Here is a 25,878-nt window from a genome sequence, read left to right on the forward strand (position 1 = left end):
ATCCGTTCGGATGTCACCGAACTACTAGGGCTAACATCAGATACCGTCTTGCGGCGTACCGCAGGGGCGGAATCCTCATTTCCTTCGGACTTGAGTCGAAACGGTTCGAGAGTATAAACTCTTTGAACTCGATTCGGACTCAGCCCGTGAGTCAGGACGTGTTGAAACGCCCTGGAATCGCGTTGTTGTCTTGTGCATTCTTTCGAAATACCTTGGAACATTTAACACCGTCGTATCGTCGGAGCATAGGGATGGAATAGCATTCCAGAGTACGCAATCAAGGCAACTGCTCAATCCAGAGCAAGTGAGTGACCTCCACAACCGACGTTCGTCCATGAACTCATGTCCCTCCTCGTCGTGAGGTCACTGTGACGACCACAGTGTCTCGATGCGGTGTTCGATCGCCCTGAGAGGTGGCGTATACGTCGAGTGGATGGAGCGGCGGAAGTTCGAGGTCAGTGATTTCGATGGCAGACGGTGGCTCATGGAAATGCACCCGTGTTGTGTGTGTTCGGGTGCCGATCCCAGCGACACTCCCAGCGTCCACCGTCCTCATGTTCTTCGACGTAGTGAACTGAGAAATCCCAGTCGTGAACCACCGAATGTCGAGTCGGGCCGCTGTCACTGCGTCTAGGTATCGTCCAGCGTTGTCGCGGTAAGCGCGTCGTGAAGCGCCGTTTGTAGTGAGTGAAACAGTCACCGGCGGCGTAGTCCAGTGCGTCTGCCAGTGGTGTGTCGACATCGTCGAGCACCCCGGCGATTGTGAGGTTCAATACATCACACCCACGTGCACGCGGGTCAGCGTGCGTAATCTGTGAGGACCGCTGGCTTACGTCAACGAGCGTGTCCCAATCCGTCGCGTACAGAATCGCGAGCGGTGCACATCGCATCACACTTCCGTTCCCTGCATTCTGCCCCTCTGGGCTGTGATCTCATACGTGGTGGCCAGCATCGTCCCAAGCAGCACCGTGTGTGAGTCGGCTTAGGGCGCGGACCGTCATGCGTCCAATATCGAACGGCCCGCTGTCGTACCACTCAACGAACCTGTCGACGACGTCCTCTGGTCGGAACTCGCCGTGTTCCGCCACACTGCGTGCGATGCACAGCATATCGACGCTTGGCTACTATGCGTTTGACCCACGATAGAAGAGCGAGAAATGCAACTCGGCCCTCGAGTTGCATGGCAGAGTCACCCGCTGTCTGTTGCACGCCTTTCTCGACAGCGTTCGGTGCGGTTCCTGTGGCCGTGCTGCAGACAGCGCGCGAGTATGTCACTACTCGGCTGAAAGTGTCCTGAGAGCGTTCGCGCCTGCAATGAGTGCGATCAAGCCACCTGTGACTCCGACAGCTGCCGAGATGGGTCCATCGCCGTATCCCGAGACAGTGTATGCAATGTCGGCGAGCACGATTATGCCGATTCCGAGCAGGAATACGGCGACCAGTAGCCAGCGTCGAATGGATCGAAGTACTGCATCTGAGTTGGAGGGCATCATCCGAAATTACCCCAATGGAGGTTTTATTCCAACGATCTTGCGTCCGTCAAGAGCGGCCCGAGAAGGCGAGTTGACTTCTCGTACGTGCTTGCGACATGCCCCCGCAGTCTGTGTTACCTACTTCTGACAGCACGTGGTGCGGTTCCTGTGGTCGTGCTGCAGATAGCGCGCGTGTTTTGCACCACGCCTACCACCTCGCTAGCACTCTGGGATGCTCGCTCTAAATGCAAGACCGGACCTGAAGCCCGTGCGTGTCGCCGTGGCGATGTTGGGGTTGCAGAGGTCACAATGGCAGACCACGTGCGGACTTCTGCGTAGGACTGTCGAGGTGACCGTGTCCCTCGCCGTCACCGATGCGTAACAGACGAGGTAGACCCTGGGGATAGAGCGGTTTGGGACCTGCCACGAGATCTTCGATCGTCTCCCAGGTGGCCTCGTACTCGATTGTACCACCCGCGTCAATGCCGTCGAAAGTGGAGCGCTCGTAGAGAGCGTCGTCAACGAACGATGCCTCTCGAAAGATGACAATCTCGTGAGCCAACTCGTCGTTCCAGGTGAACCGGTTCTCAATCGTCCCGACTACTGGGCCGGCACGAATCGAAATCCCGAGTTCTTCGTCGAATTCTCGTTCGAGCGTTTTGTCACTCGGCTCGTTAAACTGTACGCCACCGCCAATCGGCCGGTAGAATGTTTCTGCCGATGGATCCGTAAGATGCTGGACGAGATACTCGTCTCCACGACGAACAATTCCAAGAACCGTCACCTGGATTTCAGACATGTCTCCAGGCGTACTTGAGGTCTGGCTGTATTGCTGTTGGTTCGTCTTTCCGGCCGTACCAATTAATTTGAAATCAACAGTAGCCACCTGCTGACTGCATCCTGTGTGTCAGGCCGCCCCTGACAGCACTTGATGCGGTTTCTACGGTCGTACTGCATACAGAGCGCGAGTCGGTCACGGCACTATTGCTGAAACAGACTGAAAAGTACCGCTGAGTACAGGAGTTCTACTGAGCAACGAAAATTGGTCGAACCTACGCTACAGCCCACCTAATTAGAGGCGGTCTCTGACCGAATGTAAGCCCCAATCGCACCGCCCAATAACGGCCAGACAATGAAGGACAATATGCCATTGGTGGCTGGACTACCGAGACCGACCCAGAGATAATGCGCGATCCCGTGGTCAAACGCCGCAAGAATTTCACGAAGCATCGAGGAGATTAGTACCACGGCTAGTGCTACTGCGCCTGCAATCGTTCCAATACGAGCTCCTACTCGAGGTGTCTTTGACTCTAAGTACCCGGCCATCCCTCCTGCCAACAGAGAAACACTGGGGAAGCTCGGTGTAGTGACCAGTATGAGTGTGCCTATTGATGCGTTTAGGAGGGTCTTCCGCTTCATGCGACAGAGTGAAACTAGTTTGGAATATTTTTGTCTGGTTGAAATATGGTTCTCCCAACGGGGAGACCCACAAAACGAACAGCAACCGATTACGATCCATGTTCGAATAGCGCCATAACGTCCGGTAGGTTGAAGAGATGTATCACATGCTGCTGCACTACTCACGAGCCCATCAGTGAAGCCAGACCGTGAGAAGAATGTGTATTCGACGTCTCGCCGTCCGACGGTACCCCAACGACAATCACTCGAAGACCAGGCTGAGTGCTTGGAGAGTGACAAAACTCGCTGCACCGACGGCGGTCAGTGCCCGGCCGACATCGACTGACGAGCGATCACCGAACCCCGCGAGAACGACACCGACGACGAGGAGACCGACAGCGAGCGTCATCAGTTCGAAGTGAACGAAGAATCGCTCGAGTATGCCGAGAACTACCCCGAACAGCGCACCGGCGACGTAGGGGTCGTCGGCAACGCTGGAGACAGCGACAGCGGACTCCGTATCACTCATACAAGCAGATTCCCACTAGAGCCACAAAATGGTGCTGGACGGACAAACCGGTCTTTGTGCCTCCGCCATCACTTTGTACTCACCCCTGGACAGTGGTATCGAGTATGACGTTCTGTCTCTCTGTGACGAACAACTCCCACCTATCCGCCACGCGGCGTGGCGTTCTGGCCGCTCTCGGTACCGTGTCGGTCGCCGGCTGTTCGGAACTCGTGGCTCGTGACACGCCCTATCAAATCGTCGGCGGAGTAGAGTCAACACTCATCCGCGGCATCCGTGACGGCACGAACCGGAAGGTGGCCGAAACCACTCCCACCAACTCGTCCGTCGTCGACTCCGCCCCGACCGAGCTGGGGCTACGTACAGTAGCCTACGACACGGCCGTCGTCGACCTCTCCGGTGACGGGAGGATGGGACTCGACTCCGAGACCACCGAACGTATTCGGGATGGGTACGACGACCCGTACGGTGTGATCGTCCTGACCCTGTACAACGACGACTCACACAACGAGGTTCCAAAGGGGAACAGCTACGGCTACCGGACCACGCTCGAGCAACTCGGGCAGGTGGCGCCGGGGAATCGCGTCTCGGCTACCGTCGACACCGACCGTGACGTTATCGCCATCGACGAGTTGCTGAGCGTGGATAGTGTGAGCGAGTAGTTTGAGTCACGCGCCTTTCGGTCGACAGTGACAAACGTATTCCCACTGACGGGAAACGTCACCACTTCGACTGGAGATAGGGATCTGTTGAAATTCTTATTCTCTGACAATAAGTGCGTGGCACAGACAGAGGAAGAAGTCAGTGCAGCGCGTCGAGACGTTTATGTTCCAAGCGAGGTTCAGTACACCACCGCACCATCTGAGAGCTCATAGCCATGTCAGTCGAAATCGACCACATCTTCATCATGACCGCTCCGGGCGCTCCTGTGGCTGACAAGTTCGTGGACGAAGGGATCTCTGAAGGAGCCTCCCGTGTTCATCCTGGCCAAGGGACGACAAACCGTCGGTTCTTCTTCGAGAACGCTATGTTCGAATTCCTCTGGGTCCACGATATCGACGAGGCTGGGAGTGACCTGGTCCAACCAACGTACTTACTTGAGCGATGGCGTCGACGTGATACTGGTGGCTCACCGTTCGGACTTTGCTTCCGGCCAACACCACAGACCAGCGGGACACCACCCTTCACGACGTGGGACTACGAACCACCGTACCTACCGGCTGACCTCGACATCAAAGTCGCTGACAACGCCGCGAATCTCAGGGAACCGTTTCTGTTCTTTCTGCCGTGGGGACAACCACCGGACAACCCCCCCAGCCACGATGCTGGAATCCGAAAACTGACCGAAGTGATCGTCCATACTCCAGCAAGTAATCCACCCTCTGACGCGCTCCGAACCATAGACCGGCGAATCCGTTTCGAAAACGCAGAGAATCATCACATGACTCTCGTGTTCGATGAGGAAATACAAGGAGAGACGCTCGAGCTTTACCCCACAGAGCCATTGACGATACGCTACTAATCATAGTTTGTCCGTCACTGATGTCTGTCTCACCGTTGCTGTGAAAGTACGAAGAGCCGCTGGCTCGACTGCCGTTCAGTCGTAGCTGTCGACCCAGACCAACAGTTCATCGAACGCCGGGCCAAGCGCTTCGCCCTTTTCCGTAGTCGAGTACTCAACCCGCGGTGGTATCTCGTCGTACGACTCACGTTCGATGATGCCGGCCTCAGTGAGTGCAGCCAGCCGTTTCGAGAGCGTCGTCGGAGAGATGTCGAGTGTCTCCTGTAGCTCTGAGTAGCGCCACGGGCCAGCTTCACAGGCAAAGCGACGAACGATCGCTGTCGTGTGTGGCCGACCGAGTATATCGAACAACTCGGCCAACTCGGCATCCTGGGCGACACGCTCCGCCGGATCGTACTTCGGATGTTCGTGTGCCATGACACTTTTACGTGTTCGAACCGTATAATTGTGCTTACGCTACTGGTATCTGTAGTGGCTACATGTATCTGTACTGACTATTTTATGACACGTCGGCTCGTATGAAAGCGTATGGAGATGACCACAGAGGCGGCAGCAGTTCCCAGCATTGAACCCGAACAGACGACCGTGACTGTCGACGTCCTGCACACTGGAGCAGTAGCCATCGACCGCGCACTCGCATACGAGGAACAGACCTGGCATCCGGCCCCGGAAACCGGCTGGTTTCGGTCGGACTCGAATCGAGTCTGGGTGCCGGTGTCGGCGTACTTGATTTCGCACCCGGAAGGGCCAGTACTGGTCGACACTGGCTGGCATACCGATGTTCGAACGGACGAACGCGGTCATCTCGGCCGGGTCCTCTCGTCGATGTTCGACGCCCGCCTTCCCGACGGCGCAGCAGTGACCGAACAGTTGGCCGACAGGGGACTCACACCGGCAGACCTCGCGTCTGTCGTCATCACACACATGCACTCAGACCACGTCAGCGGACTCGACCTGGTTCGAGATGCGCCGGAAATTCTCGTGAGCGAGCGAGCATTAGCTGATGCAACGGGCCGGTTTTCGCAGAATCGGTTCCTCGCCGGCAACATGTGGGATGGAATCGAGTTTTCACCATTTGGGTTCGAGGAGAGTGGTCTCGGTCCGTTCGGCCGCTCACACGACCTTTTCGGTGACGGGGCAGTGCAGTTGGTCTGGACACCGGGCCACGACGAGGGACAGATTGCGATTCTGGCACGGACAGTCGAGGGCTGGGTTCTCCTGACAAGTGACGTCATCTACGGAAGGCAGTCACTCCAAGACGGGAGCATTCCGGGTCTGACAACCGACCGAGAAGCAGCACGAACCTCCCTTGAGTGGGTCCGTTCCGTGGCGGACCGCTCGGACTGTGTCGCGGTACTCCCGAACCACGACCCGAACGTACAGCCGGGGCGGGTCACATCGCAGTGAAGTATTCGGAGCGTGAGCAAACGGCGTCTTGGTTTCTGGAGACACCCCAACCTCGCAGAGCGGATTGTGGACTCAAAAGCCGCAGTATCATTCGAGCGTGACGGGATGTCCGGGATGCGAATAGACACAGCCCGTGGTCGCTCATAAGTGGACGGTGCTCGTGGCGTCACCCCACAAGAAATCAGCTATCACCCAGAACACTTTGCGACCGCCACACCTGAGGCCTGCTGCAACCAACCGAAAGGCCAGCTGTACCATTCCGACCCGGCCTAGCACGGTCGGCGAGCGAGAGCGGGGAAGCCCCCAGAGACGGGGGGTGCACAAAGGGGCCCGAACGTGTTAACCGCATAGACCCGTGTACACAGTAATTCAGACGAACCGGGGCGATCACAACACCTAGACGTCTGAACGGGGTGAGTAACCCAGTGAGACGGGGTGCCAGCAGTGAAAGAGGGACATGGCGTGACCGGTGAGTCGGTAGCTCCACGACCGGGCAGAGATACGACACGGCAATTCTAGGTTCTGTCCGGGCAAAAATATTAATGGATTGATAATTACATCAGTCATATCGATGGTGTCTCTCCTCGGACAAAGCCGTTGCACGGCAAAACGCCGTGTTGGACTCATTCCACTGCTTTCTGGGCTCACTGCGGTCGCGTATTCAACAGGGTTCGAGCACACACTTGGCGGAGTTGTGTTTGTCCCACTCCCAGTTGCGATTGGTGCGTTCATCGTGGCGTGTTGGAATTCATATACGAACGACGGCGTCGTCACCAGNGGAGTTGTGTTTGTCCCACTCCCAGTTGCGATTGGTGCGTTCATCGTGGCGTGTTGGAATTCATATACGAACGACGGCGTCGTCACCAGTCTCCTGCTTGCGTTTGGCGTCGCCTTTGGATTTCACGCCGCGTGGCAACTTGGGCTCACTTACCTGCCACTCGCACAGCGAGTCGCGAATCTGGCTGTTGGACTCACAATTCTCTTTGCGCTTCTCTATGCTGTGCTCTTTGGAGGAGTGGGGTATCTAACTGGACGGCTTGGGAAAATTGCTGTGGCGTGATGTCCTTCGCATCCTGAGGGATGGGAGATAGTTAAAGCGCATGTCCGCCTGCGATTTCCCCTAAGATGTGTCTCACTATCGGGAGTAAGTAGCGTGAGTCACCCCATTCGGGTTCTCTTTGTAACCAAACGAGAACCGATCAGTCCCAGAGATGAATGTTTTTCAACTGTCATTATCTACGCCCTTTCGTGCCCGTTATTGAAGCAAAGTCCGTAACGAAACGGTACGGAGACATCACCGCACTCGACAGTCTCACCCTCCGTGTCGAGCGCGGCGAGTCGTTCGGGTTTCTCGGACCGAATGGAGCCGGGAAATCGACGACCATCAATATCTTCCTTGATCTGGTTCGGCGTAGCTCGGGGTCGCTTTCGATACTCGGATACGACCCCGAGGAGAACCCGCTCGAAGTCCGAAAACGGGTCGGTGCACTGCCCGAGGCTGGTGGCCTCTATCCACGAGATACGCCACGAGACCATCTCCAATTTGCCGTTCGAATGAATGGTGCTGACGATGACATCGACGAACTGCTGGACCGGGTTGGAATCGCAGACGCAGCAGACCGACCTATTGGAGGCTTCTCGAAGGGGATGCGACAACGTCTCAGACTCGCGACTGCACTGGTCGGGCAGCCGGAATTACTGATTCTCGACGAGCCACTCGGTGGGCTGGATCCGGCAGGTGCTCGCGTCTTCCGTAAGACGATACGCGAGGAGCGCGCCCGGGGAGCGACAGTGTTCTTCTCCAGTCACATCATGGACCAAGTTGAGTTGATTTGCGACCGGGTCGGTATCATGCACGGCGGCCGACTCCTCCTCACCGACGACGTACACGAATTTCGGCGGCGAATGGATACTGTTCCGCAGATGAAACTGTCGGTCGAAGACCCACCAAAAGGCCTCGCAGAACAGGTCTCCGACTCGGACCGTGTCGCACAGGCGACAGTAGACGACGGCATGCTGCACCTTACCTGCAGATCACCAGCGGACAAGTCGGCAGTCGTTCGCCAGCTCGATGAATCGGGCGTGGCTATCGCCGACCTCCACAGCCGAGGGCCGTCACTCGAACAGGCGTTCCTCCGGACGGCCGAAGCGGAGAGATGAGTGCGACCGCAATTCGTGCCATCGTGCGGCGCGACCTCCGTCAGATGGTTCAGAACAAGGTCGTCTGGGGTGCCGTACTCCTGCTCGCTGTTGTCTACCTGCCCAGTGTGAGACCGCCGTCCGGGGCACCACCACCAATCGAGACGTTCCTCAGTCGGGCCGCATACGATTTGGTGACGTACACAGTTCCAGTCTCAGTCGCAATCGGATACAACGCAATCGTCGGAGACCGAATACAAGGGAGGCTTCGAACACTGTTCGGACTCCCACTGACACGCCGCGATGTCTTTCTCGGGAACGCAATCTCGAGGATATCCCTGACTGCCGTCCCCGTTGTGGCGGTGTTGCTCGTAACACAGTACATCGTGTTCGACGTGTACGGTACACTGCACGTCGTCCCGTTCTGGGTGATGGGTGGGTGGATACTCACGTACGCGATGAGTTGGACGGCCGTTGCAGTTGCACTCTCTGCCCGTGTCTCGTCGCGGTACACGGCTCTCGTCGCACTCTTCGGAGTCTATCTCCTCTTGAGTCCGAAGTTCGGCGTCTGGGTATCGGTCGTCGAGCCGTTCGCTTCCCAGGCACTCGCCGGTTCGTCCGGGGCGCTATCGAACGACACACTCGCACAGGCGCCATGGTGGCATCAGTTCCTCACACTGCTAAACCCGCTCACCGCCTGCTGGCGGCTCCTCCAGTCGTCGGTCGCAGCCATGACAACCGGCCAATCGCTTCTTCCGGTGTCACTGCTCGCGTTCGCACTTGCTTCCTTCCTCGGGTTCGCAACGCTTCCACTGCGACGTTCGCTGACTCGGTTCTGCCGGAAAGACCTGACAGTCGACCCGGATGCGATTACCCTTGCAACGCGGCTCCGACGCCGACTCCCCGGTGGCGGGGGCAGTGTCCTCCATAGCCTGGCCGACATCTCTGACGGCGACCGAACGGGGAAGGGACCGCTGTCACGAATCTACCTCGTCGCGTCGAGGGACGTTCGCCACGCCATTGGAGACGGGCCTGTCCTCACCGGTACCCTGGTGCTGTTCGTGTTTACCGCTTCAACGGTGTGGACGACAACTGAACCCAGCAGCATCACCCCGGTCGTCGCACAAGTAACGTTTGTCTCTGACAGACTCACCACCACTGCGCTCCTGTTTGGTGCTCTTATCGGCCACCGAGCGGTCGCTGCAGAGCGACAGTCCGGGCAGCTCCGAACCCTCCTCGGCAAGCCACTCACTAGAGACGAGCTGCTGCTCGGGAAAGCCAGCTCCAGGATAGTACTCGGGGTTGGGATGATGCTCGCGTGTTCGATACTCGCGAAGCTTATCTTCGTCTTCCGACTTGGCGAAGTGCGTTTCGTCGCGTTCACCGCGTGGACGCTGGTCGCCGTGGCCGGTGTCGTCGTGATCACGTGTCTGACTCTCAGCATGTCCGCAATAACGCGGTCCACCTACCGCGCGATTGCTGGAACACTCGGAATACTCGTGCTATTCAGCCAAGTTTGGAAGTCACTCGTCACCCCAGCGATTGAGGCTACCATCGCGGGAGACTCAGCGGCTATCGTTGCCGAACGCTCTGCAAGCCTCTCTCTCCCGCTTGTGCTTAACCACCTCAGCCCGTTCGTTGCTCTCGACACTATCGAGCATGCGCTCCTTCCGAGCGGCGGTGGCAGTTCCGTTCCGCCCGGAGTCCTCCTCTACAGTGTCGGCATTGTTGTGCTTGTGAGCGCAACGGCGCTTTACCTCGGGCGGGTGCGGTTCATGAAGGCCGACCTCTGAAGCGATTCGTGAAGAAGCAGTCGTCATGTACTAAGATGACGCCCGCAGGTGTATTCGACAGTCGAAAACTGTCTCCCTCCTTCCGACGACATTTCAGTACCTCAAGTATGCAAGATGTGTGATTCAGACGAATCTACATTCTCGAAGTGACCTAAATTCGAACTCTAGGCGGAACAGAGACAAGATAACGACCTCCGTGTGCCTTATCACTCTGTGGCATTAAAATGTCAAATGGATGTATAGACGAGCCCTCCTCGTTAGTGTAGCCGCTAGTCTCGCAGGCTGTAGCCTGTCACCAGAGTCGTCCTCAACCCCGGACAACACTCCTGACCGGAGCCAACAGAGCACAATCGAAACCGTCGGCAGTTCGTGGACAACACACCACGGCGACCGTGCCCGGTCTGGAACAGGTCCCCAGATGTCCGAGCCCGAAATGGCGTGGTCGACCCGTCTCGGTGGGTCTGTCATCCAACCACCGTCGCAACCGCTCGTCGACGGACAGTTGGTGGTCCAAGCGAGACCGTTCTCGACGACAGCACTTGATGCACTGACGGGAGAGCAAGCGTGGGAGGTTGAAGTACCAGACGGAGAGCAATTGGTGAAACCGCCATCGCTTGCTGATGGCTGGGTATACACCGTGAGTCGGACTGCGGTGGCTCGTATCGACCTCGAAACGGGGACGCGTGAGACGATTCATCAATTCCCGGAATCGGTTACCATTCGAACCTCGCCACTCATCATTGACGACGCCATTATTGTTGGTGTCCATCGAAACACCGGAAGCCAACTTATCGTATTCGACCACCCTGCAGCAGCACCGACGACACTCAGTGTGCCTGCAGCACCGAGACATCTCGCAGCGAGCCCTGACACGCTCTATGTACGAACGAAAAACACACTGTTTGCAGTCGACATCGATTCGTGGACCGTCCAATGGACGTATCCGAGGCTTGAGAGCGGGCACCTTGGTGATGTCCCACTTGTCTGGAATGGAACGGTCTACACCGGGACTGGAGGTGGGGATTTCGTTGCCGTAGACGGCACGACAGGTGCACAACAGTGGCGGACACAGCTCAACGGGGCACAGAGTTTCTCACCGACAGTCCTCGACGAGACACTCTACACGACCGACATACGTGGAACACTGTATCAAATTAGTCCAAACACCGGCGCCATCCAAGCGACAGCCACGGCAGAGGAGTCTGAGGACCTGCCTGGTGTTGCATCCGGGAATATCGACCTGTCGCCAGTGGTCGCTGGGAATCGGGTGCTGTTCGTTGCACCGGACGGCGGCCTAGCCAGCGCGTCACCGAACGAGTCTGGACTTGATGTCCGTCGCCTGCCGACCTTGGGGTACAGAGCAGTCGCTCCACCAGCAGTCGTTCGCGGGGCACTGTTTGTGAGCGCTACGCCACTGCTGTATGGATTACGAGCATGACCGTGCAGCAATGCACTCCTGAGCGCAGGTGGTGGCACTCAAATATATAAATCCATCGACGGGTTGCGGCTCACTGTGACGCATCACACAACCTGATAGTCCTATCGTCCACAGTTGGAAGTGCAATGGTTCCCACTGACGACCTGCCCTCCAACGGTCTCCAGACGCGCCGGACAGTGCTCCGTCGCTGTGCGGGGCTCCTCGCAACCGGGGTCACCACGCTGTCGGCCGGCTGTACCGCTGCGTTACCACCACTGGGGTCACGCCAGCACTTCGGCCGCGTTGACGTGCCCGATGCTGACCCGCCCACGTATCGACAGTGGCTGCCCGCTCCCACGGCTGTGGATACGGGCGACGACTCGCAGTACCCGTTTTGCTTTCGGCGGCCACAGTCACTCACGTCACCCGCGCCTGTCCGTTTTGTCGTCCCTCAAATACGCCTCCGTACCGAACTCGACTATTTCGGGGTCGGGTACACGGGCTACAACCGCTTGCTGGAAACCAGATTCGGGACCGTCCTCGCTGGTGGGTTCGACCCCACGACTATCACGAACACTCTCACCGAAAGCGGCTACCGCCGCGACGGTACCTACAGAGAGTACGAACGGTTCAGCCGGTCGGACGTCCACCGCGAGGCACTGGTGACCGACGAAGCAATCGTCTGGGCTAGCCAACGTGTCCACGAGCACCCCAATGTCGAGGCGCTAGTTGATGCTCGTGATGGCCGTATCCCACGCTACCACGAGGAAAACGACGCCTACCGGCGACTCAGCGAGGTGATTGGTGAAAGTAGGATGGTCGAGTTCATTCCACCAGAAGGCGACCGCCAGTGGACGAAACTCGAAGGGTTCCGCTTCGGCGATGATACTGCCTACCACATCATGTCCTTCCTGTATCCAGAGGAGATGGAAGTCCCCGAAGCCGACCTCCGCGACCGAAGCATCGACAGCACGATTCTCACACGAGAGGTGGATGCCACCGACTTCCGAGTCGATGGCCAACTCGCAGTCGCCGAAGGACGGATTCCGCTAGGAGAAGGCTATCCACTGCCGACGACCCAGCCGCCACAAATAACATGGGGTGTCACTCGGAATGCTACCGACCAGACGCTGACGTTCACCCATGAGGCAGGTGAGTCGGTGGCGACGGCCGACCTCCAGTTCAGAGCAGATATCGCGGACACTAGCGAGCTTCGGTCACTCTCGGAGACACGCCCACTGCCAACCGATCACGATGAACTTGGCCCGGGTGACTCAGTGACTATCGACCGACAAGCCATACCAGACGTGGAGGTCATCCACGCCGACGACATCGACTGGGATGCGGCCGACCCCTACGCCACAAGTGAACCGCAACCAGCGACGCGACTTTTGCTTGCATATTCTCCCGAGAGTGCAACCCGCCCGCTGTTTGCAATCGACCTAGAGGATACGACATGACTGTTTCGTCCCGACCCAAGCACCCACGCAGGGCCGTGACGCACCACACCCGTCCGACAGCCAGACACTGGCCAGAGACCGGCATTTTAAACGCCCAACGAATGACTGATACGTCCGTGGCCGACGACGCTGAGCTTGCAGACATCGTTTCCCTCCTCGACGACGACCACGTTCGGGATATCCTCGCCGCAACCAGTGCCGATCCACTCTCGGCCAGCGCGCTGAGCGACCACTGTGGCGTCTCACCGTCGGCTATCTACCGGCGTGTTGATCGACTCGTCGAGGCTGGCCTCCTCGAAGAACAAACCCGGCCACGGAGCGATGGCCACCACGACACGGTCTACGTTGCCTCCCTCGAACGGTTCGAGCTCGTTGTCCGGGACGGCGAGTTGACGTGGACAGTCGAGTGTACAGACGTGGACGTTGCAGATGAATTGACACGGCTATGGAGGAAGTTCTGAGATGATAGTCGACAGAGTACTCGATGGCTCACTGCTGAACCTGTTTGCGGGCGTGGCGGCAACTGGGTCAGCCATTATTGGCATGTATATTGGCTACCAAGCGTACCGTGGCCTTCGGCGCAATGACGAACCAGCTATGCGGTATCTCTCTGCTGGCATGGTTCTCCTGTTCGGTGTTACCTATGCACTTGCTGTCGTTGGACAAGGGTTGATCGCCTTCCACATTGTTACGCTTTCGTTTCAGGACGTCCTCCGGTTCCTGACTCGTGTCCTACAGCTGGCGGGGCTGTCGCTGATTGGATACTCTCTCCATATCGCAACCAATAGTGAGCGCCTCGACGGGTGAGATAGCTGTCCTCGTCGAGTCGGCCCGTGGCCATTCCTGAGAGACTGTCTCGATTTCGTTCAGTCACGGGGCGTCAGACACGAGAGGTGGCGGTGCGACCGTTTTGCACCTCTCGATTACAACTGTATCGCCGTAATTGGCTGCTTAGGAGTATGCTCGCGATGATTCCGGGGACTTCGACAGCGACATCCACGTTCGTCCCGAGGTTCTGAGCCCCATCTACTACACGCAACGGCCAGTCGAGAGATATCGAACAAGACCAAACGCCACCGATTGCCTCTCCGATAATTCAGTACAGTCAGCATGGGCAAGTGCCCGAGAACCACGGCGGATCGGAAATTAACACATATATCCGACAACCGTGTATTCCAGCGGCATATGCAATTCTGTGACGAGTGTGGTTCGATAATGCACACAGAGGGTGACACGTGGGTATGTCGCTCCTGTGAGAACGAGGAGCCGCGGGACTCGCAAGCAGAAGCGGCGATGACGACACAGGATGGACAGCAGAACGACGGGGCACCCGCCGTGGCTGACGCGACTCAGGACTCCACCGAGACGATGCAGGAACCCTGTCCGGCAGACGACTGCGACAGCGACCGAGCCTATTACGAGATGATGCCAAAGCCGGGCGGGTCCTACGAGGTTCGGCTGTTCACCTGCGTCGAGTGCGGCCACAAGTGGCGTGAGTCCTGACAGGAAGTGATCGGACACCTGTGGGCTGAAGTCGTAAGAACGTGCTACCGAATACCTCTGTTAAGTTGGCTCTCCTTGGAATTACTATTTTAGTTATTTGGTGATCGCCGCATCCAGAACTCAACTCTACCAAGGACAACATCGAGAACCAGCACCCCAATCCAGAGTAGCATGTACCACCCGAATGGGGTCGGGTCCACCGGCGTTTCTCCAGCCTGAACAGCTTGCCACGTCGCGAAAGCGGTTACCCCCAACAGTCCTCCCGTAGCAACAATCGGCAAAAACGTCCGATTTTGAGCATACAGGAGGCCAGGGACGAACCCAACGACGAACATGCCAACCACTACGTAGGTGACATACAGCGGTTCAGCGCTAAATGTAGCGACTAAGTCTTCAAAACCAAACGTACTCCATAAAACGNACATGCCAACCACTACGTAGGTGACATACAGCGGTTCAGCGCTAAATGTAGCGACTAAGTCTTCAAAACCAAACGTACTCCATAAAACGGCTGCAAGGACGGCGTGAATCAAACCAGTGAGGAGACCAGTTGAAACCGACTTCCTCGTCGCCGCTTCGCTTGGTTGGAGGGCTGTCATACTCCAAAGAAGCGGGCCGCATCCATGAATATAGTATCCCTCTTTACTGTGTGAACTACCCTACTTTACTAGGTTGACCAGTTCACGTAGTTCAGATTTAATCTCCTCTAAGTCGTCCACCCCCCACTCGAAGCGTTCCTCGACACCAGCGTCAGTGAATCTAAGAGAGGCTCGAACACGCCGACTCGGGTCGTGCTGGAAGAGGGCAAGTGCGTACGAGAGCATCTGTGGACGGTAGTGCGCCGCCATATCACCCGGAGACGTCGCCGAAAGGTCGTTCGTCTTGTAATCGATGATGTGATACCAGTCTGGCGTGACGAGTAGGCGGTCAATGTCGCCGACGATTTTCGACCCATCGAGACGTGCCATCACCGAGTACTCATCGTGGACTGCTTCGAGAGTAGCCGAATCCTCGAGGCCGTCGACGAATCGAATCGCGTCTTCTGCGTGGTCGATTGCCGTACGAATATCTTCCACAGTCGGTTCTTCACCGGCCATCTGACTCACTCGCTCGACGAACGACTCCCACTCGTCTCTCGGTGGACGAAGCTCGTTCAGTCGATGAACCACTGTTCCAAACGTGGTCGGGCTGAGGCCAGGTGATTCTTCACTCGCTGAGTAGGCGTTTCCGCCACCGGAATGGTCGGCGACTTCGTTCACGAGCGTCGTCGCTGCCACTCGAACTCCGGTATCGCGTTCAGTCGGCGATAGAATCGATAGTTCCGGCATCGTTTCGTCGACGTCTTCGTCAGATACCCAGTCTGTCGCCCGTGGCGGTGTTCGAATAATATAGCTAGCCTCACCGAACTGACCTCGAGCATGGCCGTTCCGGACTGCCTCACTCAGAAGCTCGCCGTCTTCGAAGAGGAGAGGTTGAAGCCAGTCTCGCCAGCGGTCAGCGTCGTCGAACGCCGCTGGCTCGCCGAGCGTTAGTTCTCCGGACTCACTGCGGTCAATGTCGTGCGTTCCGCACAACAGGAGGTGGTCACGAGTCCGTGTGCAAGCGACGTAGAGGAGACGTTTCGCTTCCGCTCGTTCCTGGGGTAGTGAGAGACGATCTGCGTACTCGTGGACGGCAGTCTTCTCGGTCGAGAAAGCGTCGCTCGGGTGAGGACCGCCAACAGCCGGAAGTGGTGGTGCGTCAGCAGTTCCCTCTACGAGTCGGACGTAGCCGTAGTCGTCGACGCTTCGCCCGAAGTTCAAACTGCTCCCGATATCCGGAACCGCGACGATCGGGAACTCCAGTCCCTTCGAGGAGTGAATCGTCATGATTCGAACGCCTTCTGCATCCCCGGGAATGTCCGCTTCGCCCTCACGTGGGTCGATTTCTGCCTGCCGGTCGATTCGATGCAACAACCCAGCAGCCGTGTGAACACCGTTTTCGCTCCAGACTCGGACCTGATTGCGGAACTTCTCGACGTTCGCGACTGCCTGCTGGCTGCGTTCATCGGCACTGACACTCGTCAGGTACCCTGTATCGTCGATGACGCGCGTGAGGACGCGATTCCACGAAAGGACGCCCTCCTCTCCCGGCTCCGCACACCCACTCAGCGTACGCCAATTCGACAACAGCTCGAACGCGTCGATAAGCTGTGGATCATCGGACGTTTCCAAGGCCGTCCAGATCGAGTCGGCGCTTGCGACCGCCGGCGCGAGTCGGTCGTCGGTGAATCCGAACAAGGGTGACCGGAGGACACCGTACAGAGAGACGTCGTCGGTCGGGTCACCGAGAACCCGGAGGAGGTTCGTGAGTGCTTGCACCTCGGGTGTCTCGTAGAACCCGACACCGCCGATGACCGTATACGGGATGTCGTACTCTTCGAGCGCTCGCTGATACCGGTCGAGGTGTGTTCGCCGACGGAGCAAGATTGCCACGTCGTCAGGGGTCGCTGAGCGGTGCTCACCAATATCCGTGTCCTGAACGAGGGGTGGGTCGTCAAACAGGGTCGTCAGTCGGGCCGCGAGTGCCTGTGCCTCTGCTTCGATTGTATGGTCCAATGCTCCTTCAGCGACGGGATGTTCGTCACCGAAGAGCGTCGCTGCCGTCTCTGCGTCGTCTGGGACGACGAGATATTCGATACTGCCGTCGAGTCCGTCGACGTCTTCGACTCGGCTCCGTCTCGCTGTGAGTGGTTGCGGCAGTGCTTCGAATGGCGCATGTTCGTCGTCTTCGGGCTGGAACAACTGATCAAAGAGTTCGTTCAGGAACGTGAGGGGACCCTCGAGCGTCCGGAAATTCCCCGAGAGTTCGAGGGCGGTCGGGCTCTCGACCTCGCTTTCGGGAACCTCGTCTAGCCCGAGGCTGCTGTTCACAGACTGCAGTTCGTCCCGTGCTGCGCCGAACGTGGTGACGTCAGCGCCTCGGAAGGCGTAGATGCTCTGTTTCTCGTCACCGACGAGGAACACGTTCGTCGCCGTCCCCTCGTCGACGCCAGTGAGGAGCTTCACGAGTTCCCACTGTCGGTCGTCCGTGTCTTGAAACTCGTCGACCATCACAGCCTCGAACTTGTCCTGAAGACGGCGACGGACCTCGTCATTCCGACGGAGGAACGAAATTGTCGTCTCGATTACGTCGGGGAAGTCGAGCGCATCTCGCCGGTCCTTCCTTGCCTCGTATCGCTCCAGAACGCTCTCGAAAACACGCATCAGCGCCAGCGCATAGTGAGCACTGTTCTCCTCGAGTTCGCCTGGCGTCGTGTCGACAGCGTCCTCGTGGGATTCGACGGCCTCAATTACTACGTCGACAGCGTCTTTCAAGTCATCGTAGATGTCACCGTGGTCGTGCCAGTCTTCCCGGGACCCAACGACGTAGCCTGAACTGCTATAGAGGCCGCCGCTCTTCTTCTCACACACCTCGTAGAGGTCGAGAATCGCGCGCTGGCATCGGCGAGGGCCACTCTCTGATGGAGACTCCGGAAGCACAGTGGTGATTTCCTCGAAAGTCCGATAGACTCGCAAGCCATCCTCGTCCTGAACGTCGGCTCTGTCGGGAAGTCGGCCAACCAGCTCTCGCAGAGTCTCCAGAACGCTCTGTGTGTAGAGCACCTCACGAGCCTCATCGGCGTCGAGGTCACAGACAGTCTCCCAAAGGGCGTCCATGTACTCCTCGACGCTGGAACCTTGCCAGCGGTCGAGGATGGCCTCACTCCGTGGGCGTTCGTCGAGCAAGCCGGTCAGCACGTCGACGAGTTGGTTTCGTCCCCAGAGTTGGGCGAGGAGTGCGACGTCCTCGTCACGTTGGTTCTCTTCAAGGAACTCCGTCACGACTTCTCGCTGGAGGGTTGCGGCGCCGTCCTCGTCGAGGACATCGAACCCGAGAGGAACTGGCGCTTCGACGGCACGTTCTCGTAACAGTCGGGCGCAGAATGCGTGTATCGTGTGGACGTAGCCGTCTTCGAGTTCGTCGAGAACGTCTCGCCATCGACGGTATCCATCAGACGATTTCTCCGCCGTGAGCCGGTCGTACACTTCCGCTCGGACGCGTTCAGTCAATTCTGCTGCGGCCTTTCGAGTGAACGTTATCGTAACGATGTTCTCGGGAGTGAGTGCTGGATTCTCTTCGAGAATTGTGACGTATCGCTCGGCCAACGTCGTCGTTTTACCGGTTCCAGCACCGGCAGTGATGGCCACGTTTCGGTCCTGAACGAGCGCGTCTTTCTGTTCGGTCGTCAGCTGAATTGCATCGTCTTGATCAGTCATCGCCCATCACCGCCTCAAGGTCCGTATCGTCCTGCACGCGTAACGGAACATACGCCGACTCATCTTCTCGTGCGTGTTCGATACGCCCGCGCTTCCGATGGTGACGGACGTCGCAGGCGCGACGATAGTCACAGTAGCTGCACTTCGCTCCGCGACTCGACAACAGCGTCGTGTGGAACCGTCCGTCCGCGATGGCGTCGTCGATTTGGCCGAGCCACTCGGAAACGACCTCGTCTAGGAACCGACGTAGCTCTGCCTGTGAGTCAAATTTAGATTCTATACCGCGTGGGACTTTGACGTCGTTCGGCGGTCGAACCTGATAGTACGTTGCGGACAGCGCAGCGTCATCGAAATCGTCCTCACTCAAGACGGCCTCCGCAGCGAGGAGATAGATTGGGAGTTGGAACTTCGTTCCACCTGTCGTTTTGGTCATATACGGTGCGCGTCCCGTCTTGTAGTCGTACAGCGCTACGTCCGGTCGCTCGTCGGTACCACCAGCGTCGATACGGTCGATGTACCCGCGAATTGAAACGGCAGACCCGTCGGAGCGCTCGACCTCGACCGGTCCAGTGTCAGAATCAGGTAAGCCGTCACCGAATGGGGCTTCGAGCCAGCGCGGTCGGGCATCTCCGCGCGCGAGTTCCTCTTCGATGAACGTCACGAACAACCCCCTCTCGGGTGCGTCGTGGGGTTTCGAACTGCCTGCGTATGGGTTCTTTTCCGAATCGCCTAACCCGGCGAACAACTCAGTGAGCCACCGCTCGTAGAACAGGCCGTCGTACTCGAAGTCAGCGTCCGTCAGTTCGTCAAGTGCGATATCGAGAAGGCGGTCTTCCAATACGTCTCTCTCGTATGAGTTGATATCGAGGTCTTCAGCCGGGTCCGACGTAATATCCACATAAAAGCGTTCGAGAACGTCGTGAACGTAACTGCCAGTCTGAAGCGATGTCGGTGTCAGTTCGACATTATCCGGGTCCTCGATGTCAAGAGCGTTCTCCGCGTAGAATTTGAATCCGCATTCGACGTACCGTTCGATTCGACTTGCACTGTACGGCTCGCGCTCAGACGAGGGATACACCGCTTCTACGGTGTCTGCATCGAGAAGTCCATCGTGGGATGTAAGGTTCGGGTCACTTCGGTTCTCGGCACAACTGAGCCCTCGGTCAGTTCGCTTCGTCTGTGCTGGTGTGAAGTCACCCTGCTCGCCAGCGTGGTCGACGGCGACTCGACGACTTGGGTGAGCGGCGATGCGACGTTGGAGGTCTTCACGGGAGCCGATTCGCTCGTCAAGACCTTCAACTGGTTCGATACCGGTTACTCGTTGGAGTTCGTCGAGTACTGGTGAGCGGACGACTGCTGATTCGTCAACGCCCGATTCTGGAGTTGTGAGGGTGACCTCGTCGGCGTTCGCGAGAAGCGTCGCAAAGAGATAGCGGCCTCGAAGCCGCTCGTCACACGTGTCGAACCGGGGATGGGCATCGGTCATCTCATCGAAAAATGCCGGTCGTTCTGGTGAAATTGGGAAATGTTCAGTCGTGAGTCCGACGACGTAGACGTTCTCGAATGAACGCATCCGAGCGTCGAGCATCCCTAAGACCTCGACGTGACCGCTGGCAGCCCCCTGTGGAACGCGAATTGGAACGCCGTCGAACGCTCGAGTAAGCAACGCCAGTGGAGAGAGACGACTGGGAACCTCGTTCATCGATTCAAACGAACTGAGAACCTCGTCGACAACAGCGTATGCTTGTTTCTCCGTCGCCTGTGTCGTCCCACCAGCGTAGTTTTCAACCGCAGATTCAAGCTCGAATTCGTCATCCAGCACTCGGCGGAGGACGCCGAGCGCTGTTTCGAGGTCACCAGTACGAAGCGTTCCCAGCGACGAGATGAGGTCCTCAATGTGTGTCCTCGCGTCGTCGCCGATGTCGTCAAGAGGTCCAAGCGTGACAGTGTCACGGCGTCTAGCGGCCGACGTGATAGCGTCAACGTGCTCTCGTGGGAGGAAATCGACGAGCGGGTTTGCCAGCAGCGAGGTTAAATCCTCCGCGTGAGGTTCCTGCTCGGCAAGACGAAGAAGGTCGTGGACGACGCTCCCTGCAAAGGTTCGGTCGAGTTGGGATGCAGCGGTCGTCACGTGAGGGATGCCATACGTCTCGAAGACGTCGTCGACGTACCCGGCATACGCCTCGATTCCGGGGATTACGACCGCGAGGTCGTCCGGGTGGCGGCCGTCAGCGAGTTCAGTTCGGAGTTCGCGAGCGACGAATCGAACCTCGCGTTCCGGTGTCGGTAACTCCCGCCACGTGAGCATCTCCGGCGTCGAGACATCGTCGGGTTCGTGGCGATACAGCGCGTTCGTGACTGTGGCGACGTCGACGGAGGTAGCTTGCCGTGGTTCGACCACGGTCCGCTCGAATCCCAACTCCTCGTACACCGCCAGACCATCGGCAGTGACACTGTCGACGCCACCCTCACCGTTCTGGTGGAGGGGAAGAAGCGCAATCGTATCGAACGCATCGACGACACGCTCTACCACAGCCCGTTCGACAGGTCGGAACTCGTGATAGCCAGAGAGTATGACGGTGTCAAGTTCTGGCGAGAGGTCAGATAAATCGGCGTCGGTAGTCGCGACGGATTCGAAAATCTCACCGCGTGTTGCGGTCCATTCATCGACGTAGTCGCGACGAAGCTCTCCATAGGACCGATAGGCGTCGACAGTAGCCGCCGAAATCTGTTCGTCGAGGTCTGACCTCGCGAATTCGGTTGCAAGTCCATCAGCCGTAGAGACACCAGCATCATCGAACAGCGAGAAGCGACTACTGAACGCGTCTGCGAGTGCCGCAGAGGCTGGTTCGCCTGCGAGAATGCTCACTTCTCTCTCGGTCGCACGGTCGAGAGCGTATTCTGTGAGACGGCGATTTACCTGTCCAGAGAGCCTCTCGATTGGGCCGTCGAGTTCTTCGTACCAGTCACGGACGACTGAGTCGAGCGTCTCTGCTCGAAGACGGAGTGGTCGATACGTGTCTGCCCACGCATCTTCGACGTGAGACCGTCGGGCGTCGTTTCGCGTAATATAGAGAATACTCCCAAGTGAATCACCAGAAACGGTGTTGGCCTTCCGGAACGCTTGCTCTTCCAAAAGTGAATGGGTGGGGCCTGTGAAAAGCGTGGAATCCATCGAACAACCTGTACGATGACAAGGCTGTTACTTCACTCTTGGTAACAGTAACGATGTGAATGACGTCTTCTCGGTCCATCCTGCTACGATACGTCGCAGTCGCTCATCAACTAACTCGAGAAGTAAGTATCGGAGATTCTCTAGGCGAACGCCTCCTTGGCGTTTCCAATGAGGTCGAACATGAACGAAAGGATTGCACAGAGGAAGGTTGTAACGACATAGATTCCAAACCCGACCAAGCCAAGCGTTTCAACCACCCAAGAGGCGGAGATGAACAAGGCGACGGTCAAAGCACCGCAGAGAAAGCCAGTCGCGAGAACGAGAAGTGAGCCATACACTCGTACCGTTCGCTTTAGATTGGTCACCATTCATTCAGATTCTATTCTCACCACACATATTCAATTTATTGACATGAATTAGAGGAGGTTATGGAATCTAAACGTCACTATTGAATCATAGACCAGGAGTGCACACTGCAACCGAGTCGTTGGTATCCGAACTACACACTCCACCGTTTTTGAGAACGCCAACCGACACTCAGCCGAGTAACCCAAGCGATTCGATCTCGTCACTCACGACGTTAATCGCCTCACGTGCAAATTCCACCTTCTTCGCACCCGTAATGACGATTTTGCCCGACCCGAACAACAAGACAACCACGTTCGGATCGTCGATTCGGTAGACAAGCCCGGGGAACTGCTCTGGTTCGTATTCGACATGTTCGAGACCGAGCCCAATCGCGAGCGCGTTCAGATTGAGAGTCGTGCCGAGGTCGGCACTCGAGACGATGTTCTGGACCGTCGCCTCTTCGCGACCATCGGTTGGAATGCCAAGACTCCCGAGTTCTTCGAAGACTTGTTCTAATGCGCGATTGACCTCGTCGACGCTACTTGCACCAGTACACACGATTTTGCCAGACCGGAAGATGAGATTCGCTGCTCTGGGGTCTTGGGTCCGATACACGAGTCCAGGGAAGTTATCCGGGTTGAACTCCGCCCCGGCGACGTCATCCGAAAGCGATTCCAAATCCAATTCCTGACCGACGGCACTCGATGCAACCACGTTTTGAATCTCGAGCGAATCGAGGCGTGCTTCGTGAGACATTATACTTATATTTTAAATACTCATACTTAAACGATTGTGCGACTCACGAGAGTCGCGAAGGACAACCAAACGTAGGGGGAGTCCCTCGTTTGCTATCTCGTTCTTCTTGCGTTGGTTCCAGACGTAGTACCGGACTGTGCGGGATTGATTTTGATACTGCCCGAAGTATCTCGATGGTATTTCGAGGTGACTGAGGGAACGATATTCGAACGAGATACATCTCTCGCTCGTTTTTATTGATAGTGGACCGTTGGGAGTCAGATGGTTCACGATGCAGAGCATCTCGTCGTCACAGAAATCACGGGATACCATACGGTCCCAAGATACTCGCTTATTCATCTGTAGGCATGCAGTCTTCTTCAATTAGAGTTCGTCTGTAACCCGGATGCCCCCACATTCAAAATGAGCCAGAGAGCCGAGGGATAGAATACACCTCTCCAACCCAAGATATCGAACACACCGGGGGTAGTGGGCACCAGATTCGACTCCTATCGGACCACCGGAAATCCTAATACAGCGATTACCATTAGATGGAGTATGAGCGTTAATTGGGAAGCAGAAAAACAGATGGCTCGCGATGTGGAGGAAAACCACGAGCTATATGCTGCCCTCGCAGACGAACCGGAAGACGACGAAGAGTAGTTAGCTCTTTTCGAGGGGTTCCGGTTCGAATACGTCCTCAAAATAGCGTTTCTAGACATCCCACAGTTCATCATGTACGTAGAGTGTATCTAGTCGAATCGGGTCAATTTCCCTTCTGACTCGGTGGGACTCATCGCGTGCCTGCCTCGTCCGCTCGGGAGACCACTTGCCAGGATTGATGCCGTTTTCGACGAGGAGTTGGCGAAGAAGTGCAATTGCAGTTCGGTGATTCGCGTCTGGGAAAAAGTGCTTGCCGACAACTGCGTGCATCCAAAATGCGCACTGGTCGTGTACTGGCTCATTCCGAGGGAAGTCTTTCAAGACACGTCTGATATCCCCGTTTCTCACGACCCAGATGCTGTGCCGAAGTTGCTGTCGTGACTCGTGTGTTTGCACGTCGTAGTGGAGACTGTCGTCCATCAGGAATTTCGTATTTCGGAGCTTGAAATTCTCCGGACGCAATGCGGACAAGTCCGTGATTCGAAGCGTGTCCCCACCCATCTGGGTTGTACGTTTCGTACGCATCCAATAAGGTTTGACACATACGCTGCGCAATCGAGGTGGTCAACTACTCCACAAGAGTTCGTCTGTAACACGGCGAAGCAGCCGACCGTCGCGAGCAGCGTGCTTCAACCCAACTAGGGTTCGTCTGTAACGACCTCAGACGACGTTATCGACCGACTCGAATCTCTTGCTTCAACCCAACTAGGGTTCGTCTGTAACGTCGCTGCGGGATACGCTCTCTCGGCAGTCATGCGCTTCAACCCAACTAGGGTTCGTCTGTAACTACTGATACCGGTCGCGCTCGCTCGCCCCGTGGACGCTTCAACCCAACTAGGGTTCGTCTGTAACTAGAAAGCCACGACAGGACGCAGGAGACGTTTGAGGCTTCAACCCAACTAGGGTTCGTCTGTAACCACGCTCGCGCCCGCGCAGTTCGACGCGGTCATACGGCTTCAACCCAACTAGGGTTCGTCTGTAACTGCGTCGAACTCACCGAGTCCAAACACACCGTTGCTTCAACCCAACTAGGGTTCGTCTGTAACCCTCCTCAAGTCGTGGAACGAGTCGGTCAATGAGATTGCTTCAACCCAACTAGGGTTCGTCTGTAACGATTCGGAACCACCTCCGTCACCCTGCCCGATGGCTTCAACCCAACTAGGGTTCGTCTGTAACGTCTGGATGATACGGGAGAAACCAGACGCAGCCAAGCTTCAACCCAACTAGGGTTCGTCTGTAACGACGGTGACCGGGGTCCGACTGTGGACCAGTTCGCTTCAACCCAACTAGGGTTCGTCTGTAACCATGGCCGGTTTGGCCACCACAGCCCTCCTACGCACCGTTCGAACTCAAGTGTTTCCGTCGACCCCCAATCACCCCCAAACCCCCGGGGGGTCGAAAGAACGCTGCATCCGCGACCCACACAAGCACTAATCGTTGGGCAGGCAGACAACGTTCGGAATCACGCCACTGGCCCTACTGCTCGGCGAATGCGCCCCCAAATGACACGCCGCTACGTGGATACCTTCTCAACCGACAATTTCCTGATGGGAATCTCGAACAACGCGATTTCGAGATGGTGAGTCGTCCCCTCGTAACGCACGTATCGGTGTCCCACGAGTTGTGGCGGAAGCGTCTCTCCGCGAACCGTGTGCTGTCCGTCAGTGAGTGCGTCTTTGAACGCAGCTTTCGCGTCTGTCGACAACGCGTCGAAATCGACCCGCTCTGTGTCATCATCAACCTCAGACGCAGAGACCGGGGTCGTACGCAACGTGTACTCCGCAAGCATCTGGTCGATGAATTTCACGGTGAGAGCGTATATCGAGCCCTCGAACTGAACGTACTCAGCGTCTTCGAGCGTCGATGGAACGGTGTCTGCGGGGCGTTCGATGGTCCCCTGTGCAAGTAGCGTCTCGAACAGGACCTGACCCTCGTGGCTCAAGTCCCGATACGAAGTTACCGTCGCGGGGGGAATCGTTGTGGATAGCGAAGGCGAGTCAACTGAAGGGGGGTGGAGAGTCG

At 57.2% G+C, this 25,878-nt stretch carries 17 protein-coding genes, 2 pseudogenes and 1 CRISPR repeat array; of the genes and pseudogenes, 10 read left to right on the forward strand and 9 right to left on the reverse strand.

The features are described 5' to 3' along the window. Positions 1–363 precede the first annotated feature (363 nt). The 4 genes and pseudogenes from C453_RS20740 to C453_RS18985 form a co-directional block, all read right to left on the reverse strand. Positions 364–637: pseudogene (locus tag C453_RS20740) on the reverse strand (hypothetical protein); the annotation flags it as partial. Positions 638–644: 7 nt separating this feature from the next. Next, positions 645–1,106 (reverse strand): annotated as a pseudogene (locus C453_RS18970) (ADP-ribosylglycohydrolase family protein); the annotation flags it as partial. A 670-nt stretch (positions 1,107–1,776) separates the two neighbouring features. Continuing rightward, on the reverse strand, positions 1,777–2,271 hold the full coding sequence (locus C453_RS18980) for an NUDIX hydrolase (protein ID WP_008327166.1): 495 nt from the start codon (positions 2,269–2,271) through the stop codon (positions 1,777–1,779). An 861-nt stretch (positions 2,272–3,132) separates the two neighbouring features. Further along, entirely contained in the window at positions 3,133–3,399 is a 267-nt protein-coding gene (locus tag C453_RS18985; protein WP_008327167.1) for a hypothetical protein, read from the reverse strand. 104 nt (positions 3,400–3,503) lie between these two features. Here C453_RS18985 and C453_RS18990 point away from each other — a divergent pair, with 104 nt between their 5' ends. Then, positions 3,504–4,058, forward strand: a complete 555-nt coding sequence (locus C453_RS18990; protein ID WP_008327169.1) for a hypothetical protein — start codon at positions 3,504–3,506, stop codon at positions 4,056–4,058. 215 nt (positions 4,059–4,273) lie between these two features. Then, positions 4,274–4,918 (forward strand): VOC family protein, encoded by a 645-nt coding sequence (locus C453_RS18995; RefSeq protein ID WP_008327170.1) that lies wholly within the window; start codon positions 4,274–4,276, stop codon positions 4,916–4,918. A 75-nt stretch (positions 4,919–4,993) separates the two neighbouring features. Here the strand turns inward: C453_RS18995 and C453_RS19000 are convergent, their stop codons facing one another. Beyond that, complete coding sequence (locus tag C453_RS19000; RefSeq protein WP_008327171.1) at positions 4,994–5,335, reverse strand: winged helix-turn-helix transcriptional regulator; 342 nt, start codon at positions 5,333–5,335, stop codon at positions 4,994–4,996. Between the two features lie 111 nt (positions 5,336–5,446). On the opposite strand from C453_RS19000, the gene C453_RS19005 reads away from it, so the two are divergent. From C453_RS19005 to C453_RS19045, 8 genes are all read left to right on the forward strand, one after another. Next, positions 5,447–6,325 (forward strand): N-acyl homoserine lactonase family protein, encoded by an 879-nt coding sequence (locus tag C453_RS19005; RefSeq protein WP_008327172.1) that lies wholly within the window; start codon positions 5,447–5,449, stop codon positions 6,323–6,325. Positions 6,326–7,573: 1,248 nt separating this feature from the next. Next, positions 7,574–8,485, forward strand: a complete 912-nt coding sequence (locus C453_RS19015) for an ABC transporter ATP-binding protein (RefSeq protein WP_008327174.1) — start codon at positions 7,574–7,576, stop codon at positions 8,483–8,485. Then, entirely contained in the window at positions 8,482–10,257 is a 1,776-nt protein-coding gene (locus tag C453_RS19020) for an ABC transporter permease subunit (protein ID WP_008327175.1), read from the forward strand. Before C453_RS19015 ends, C453_RS19020 begins: the two co-directional genes overlap by 4 nt. Before the next feature lie 418 nt (positions 10,258–10,675). Further along, positions 10,676–11,695, forward strand: coding sequence for an outer membrane protein assembly factor BamB family protein (locus C453_RS19025; protein ID WP_008327176.1), 1,020 nt, complete (start codon positions 10,676–10,678; stop codon positions 11,693–11,695). 125 nt (positions 11,696–11,820) lie between these two features. Then, the gene (locus C453_RS19030) at positions 11,821–13,134 is read left to right on the forward strand and encodes a hypothetical protein (protein WP_008327178.1); all 1,314 of its coding nucleotides are present in this window, start codon (positions 11,821–11,823) and stop codon (positions 13,132–13,134) included. 101 nt (positions 13,135–13,235) lie between these two features. Further along, a complete protein-coding gene (locus C453_RS19035) occupies positions 13,236–13,595 on the forward strand; it encodes an ArsR/SmtB family transcription factor (RefSeq protein ID WP_008327179.1) in 360 nt (119 codons plus the stop codon). Position 13,596: 1 nt separating this feature from the next. Beyond that, entirely contained in the window at positions 13,597–13,941 is a 345-nt protein-coding gene (locus tag C453_RS19040; RefSeq protein WP_008327180.1) for a DUF7521 family protein, read from the forward strand. Between the two features lie 378 nt (positions 13,942–14,319). Next, positions 14,320–14,637, forward strand: coding sequence for an RPA12/RPB9/RPC11 RNA polymerase family protein (locus C453_RS19045; protein WP_008327182.1), 318 nt, complete (start codon positions 14,320–14,322; stop codon positions 14,635–14,637). Positions 14,638–15,296: 659 nt separating this feature from the next. On the opposite strand, the gene C453_RS19055 is transcribed toward C453_RS19045, so the two are convergent. From C453_RS19055 to C453_RS19080, 4 genes are all read right to left on the reverse strand, one after another. After that, positions 15,297–18,935 carry a UvrD-helicase domain-containing protein gene (locus C453_RS19055; RefSeq protein WP_008327190.1) on the reverse strand — a complete coding sequence of 1,213 codons (3,639 nt, stop codon included), beginning with the start codon at positions 18,933–18,935 and terminating at the stop codon, positions 15,297–15,299. Beyond that, positions 18,928–22,110: a PD-(D/E)XK nuclease family protein gene (locus C453_RS19060; RefSeq protein ID WP_083881638.1), complete on the reverse strand. Its 3,183-nt coding sequence runs from the start codon at positions 22,108–22,110 to the stop codon at positions 18,928–18,930. Before C453_RS19060 ends, C453_RS19055 begins: the two co-directional genes overlap by 8 nt. 537 nt (positions 22,111–22,647) lie before the next feature. Beyond that, complete coding sequence (locus C453_RS19070; protein ID WP_008327193.1) at positions 22,648–23,214, reverse strand: TATA-box-binding protein; 567 nt, start codon at positions 23,212–23,214, stop codon at positions 22,648–22,650. A gap of 1,268 nt (positions 23,215–24,482) precedes the next feature. Then, positions 24,483–25,160: a CRISPR direct-repeat array (repeat unit 30 nt; unit sequence GCTTCAACCCAACTAGGGTTCGTCTGTAAC). A gap of 209 nt (positions 25,161–25,369) precedes the next feature. Next, entirely contained in the window at positions 25,370–25,798 is a 429-nt protein-coding gene (locus tag C453_RS19080; protein ID WP_008327197.1) for a hypothetical protein, read from the reverse strand. Between the last annotated feature and the right edge of the window lie 80 nt (positions 25,799–25,878).

Origin of the sequence: Haloferax elongans ATCC BAA-1513 (assembly GCF_000336755.1) — an archaeon.
Classification (GTDB): domain Archaea; phylum Halobacteriota; class Halobacteria; order Halobacteriales; family Haloferacaceae; genus Haloferax; species Haloferax elongans.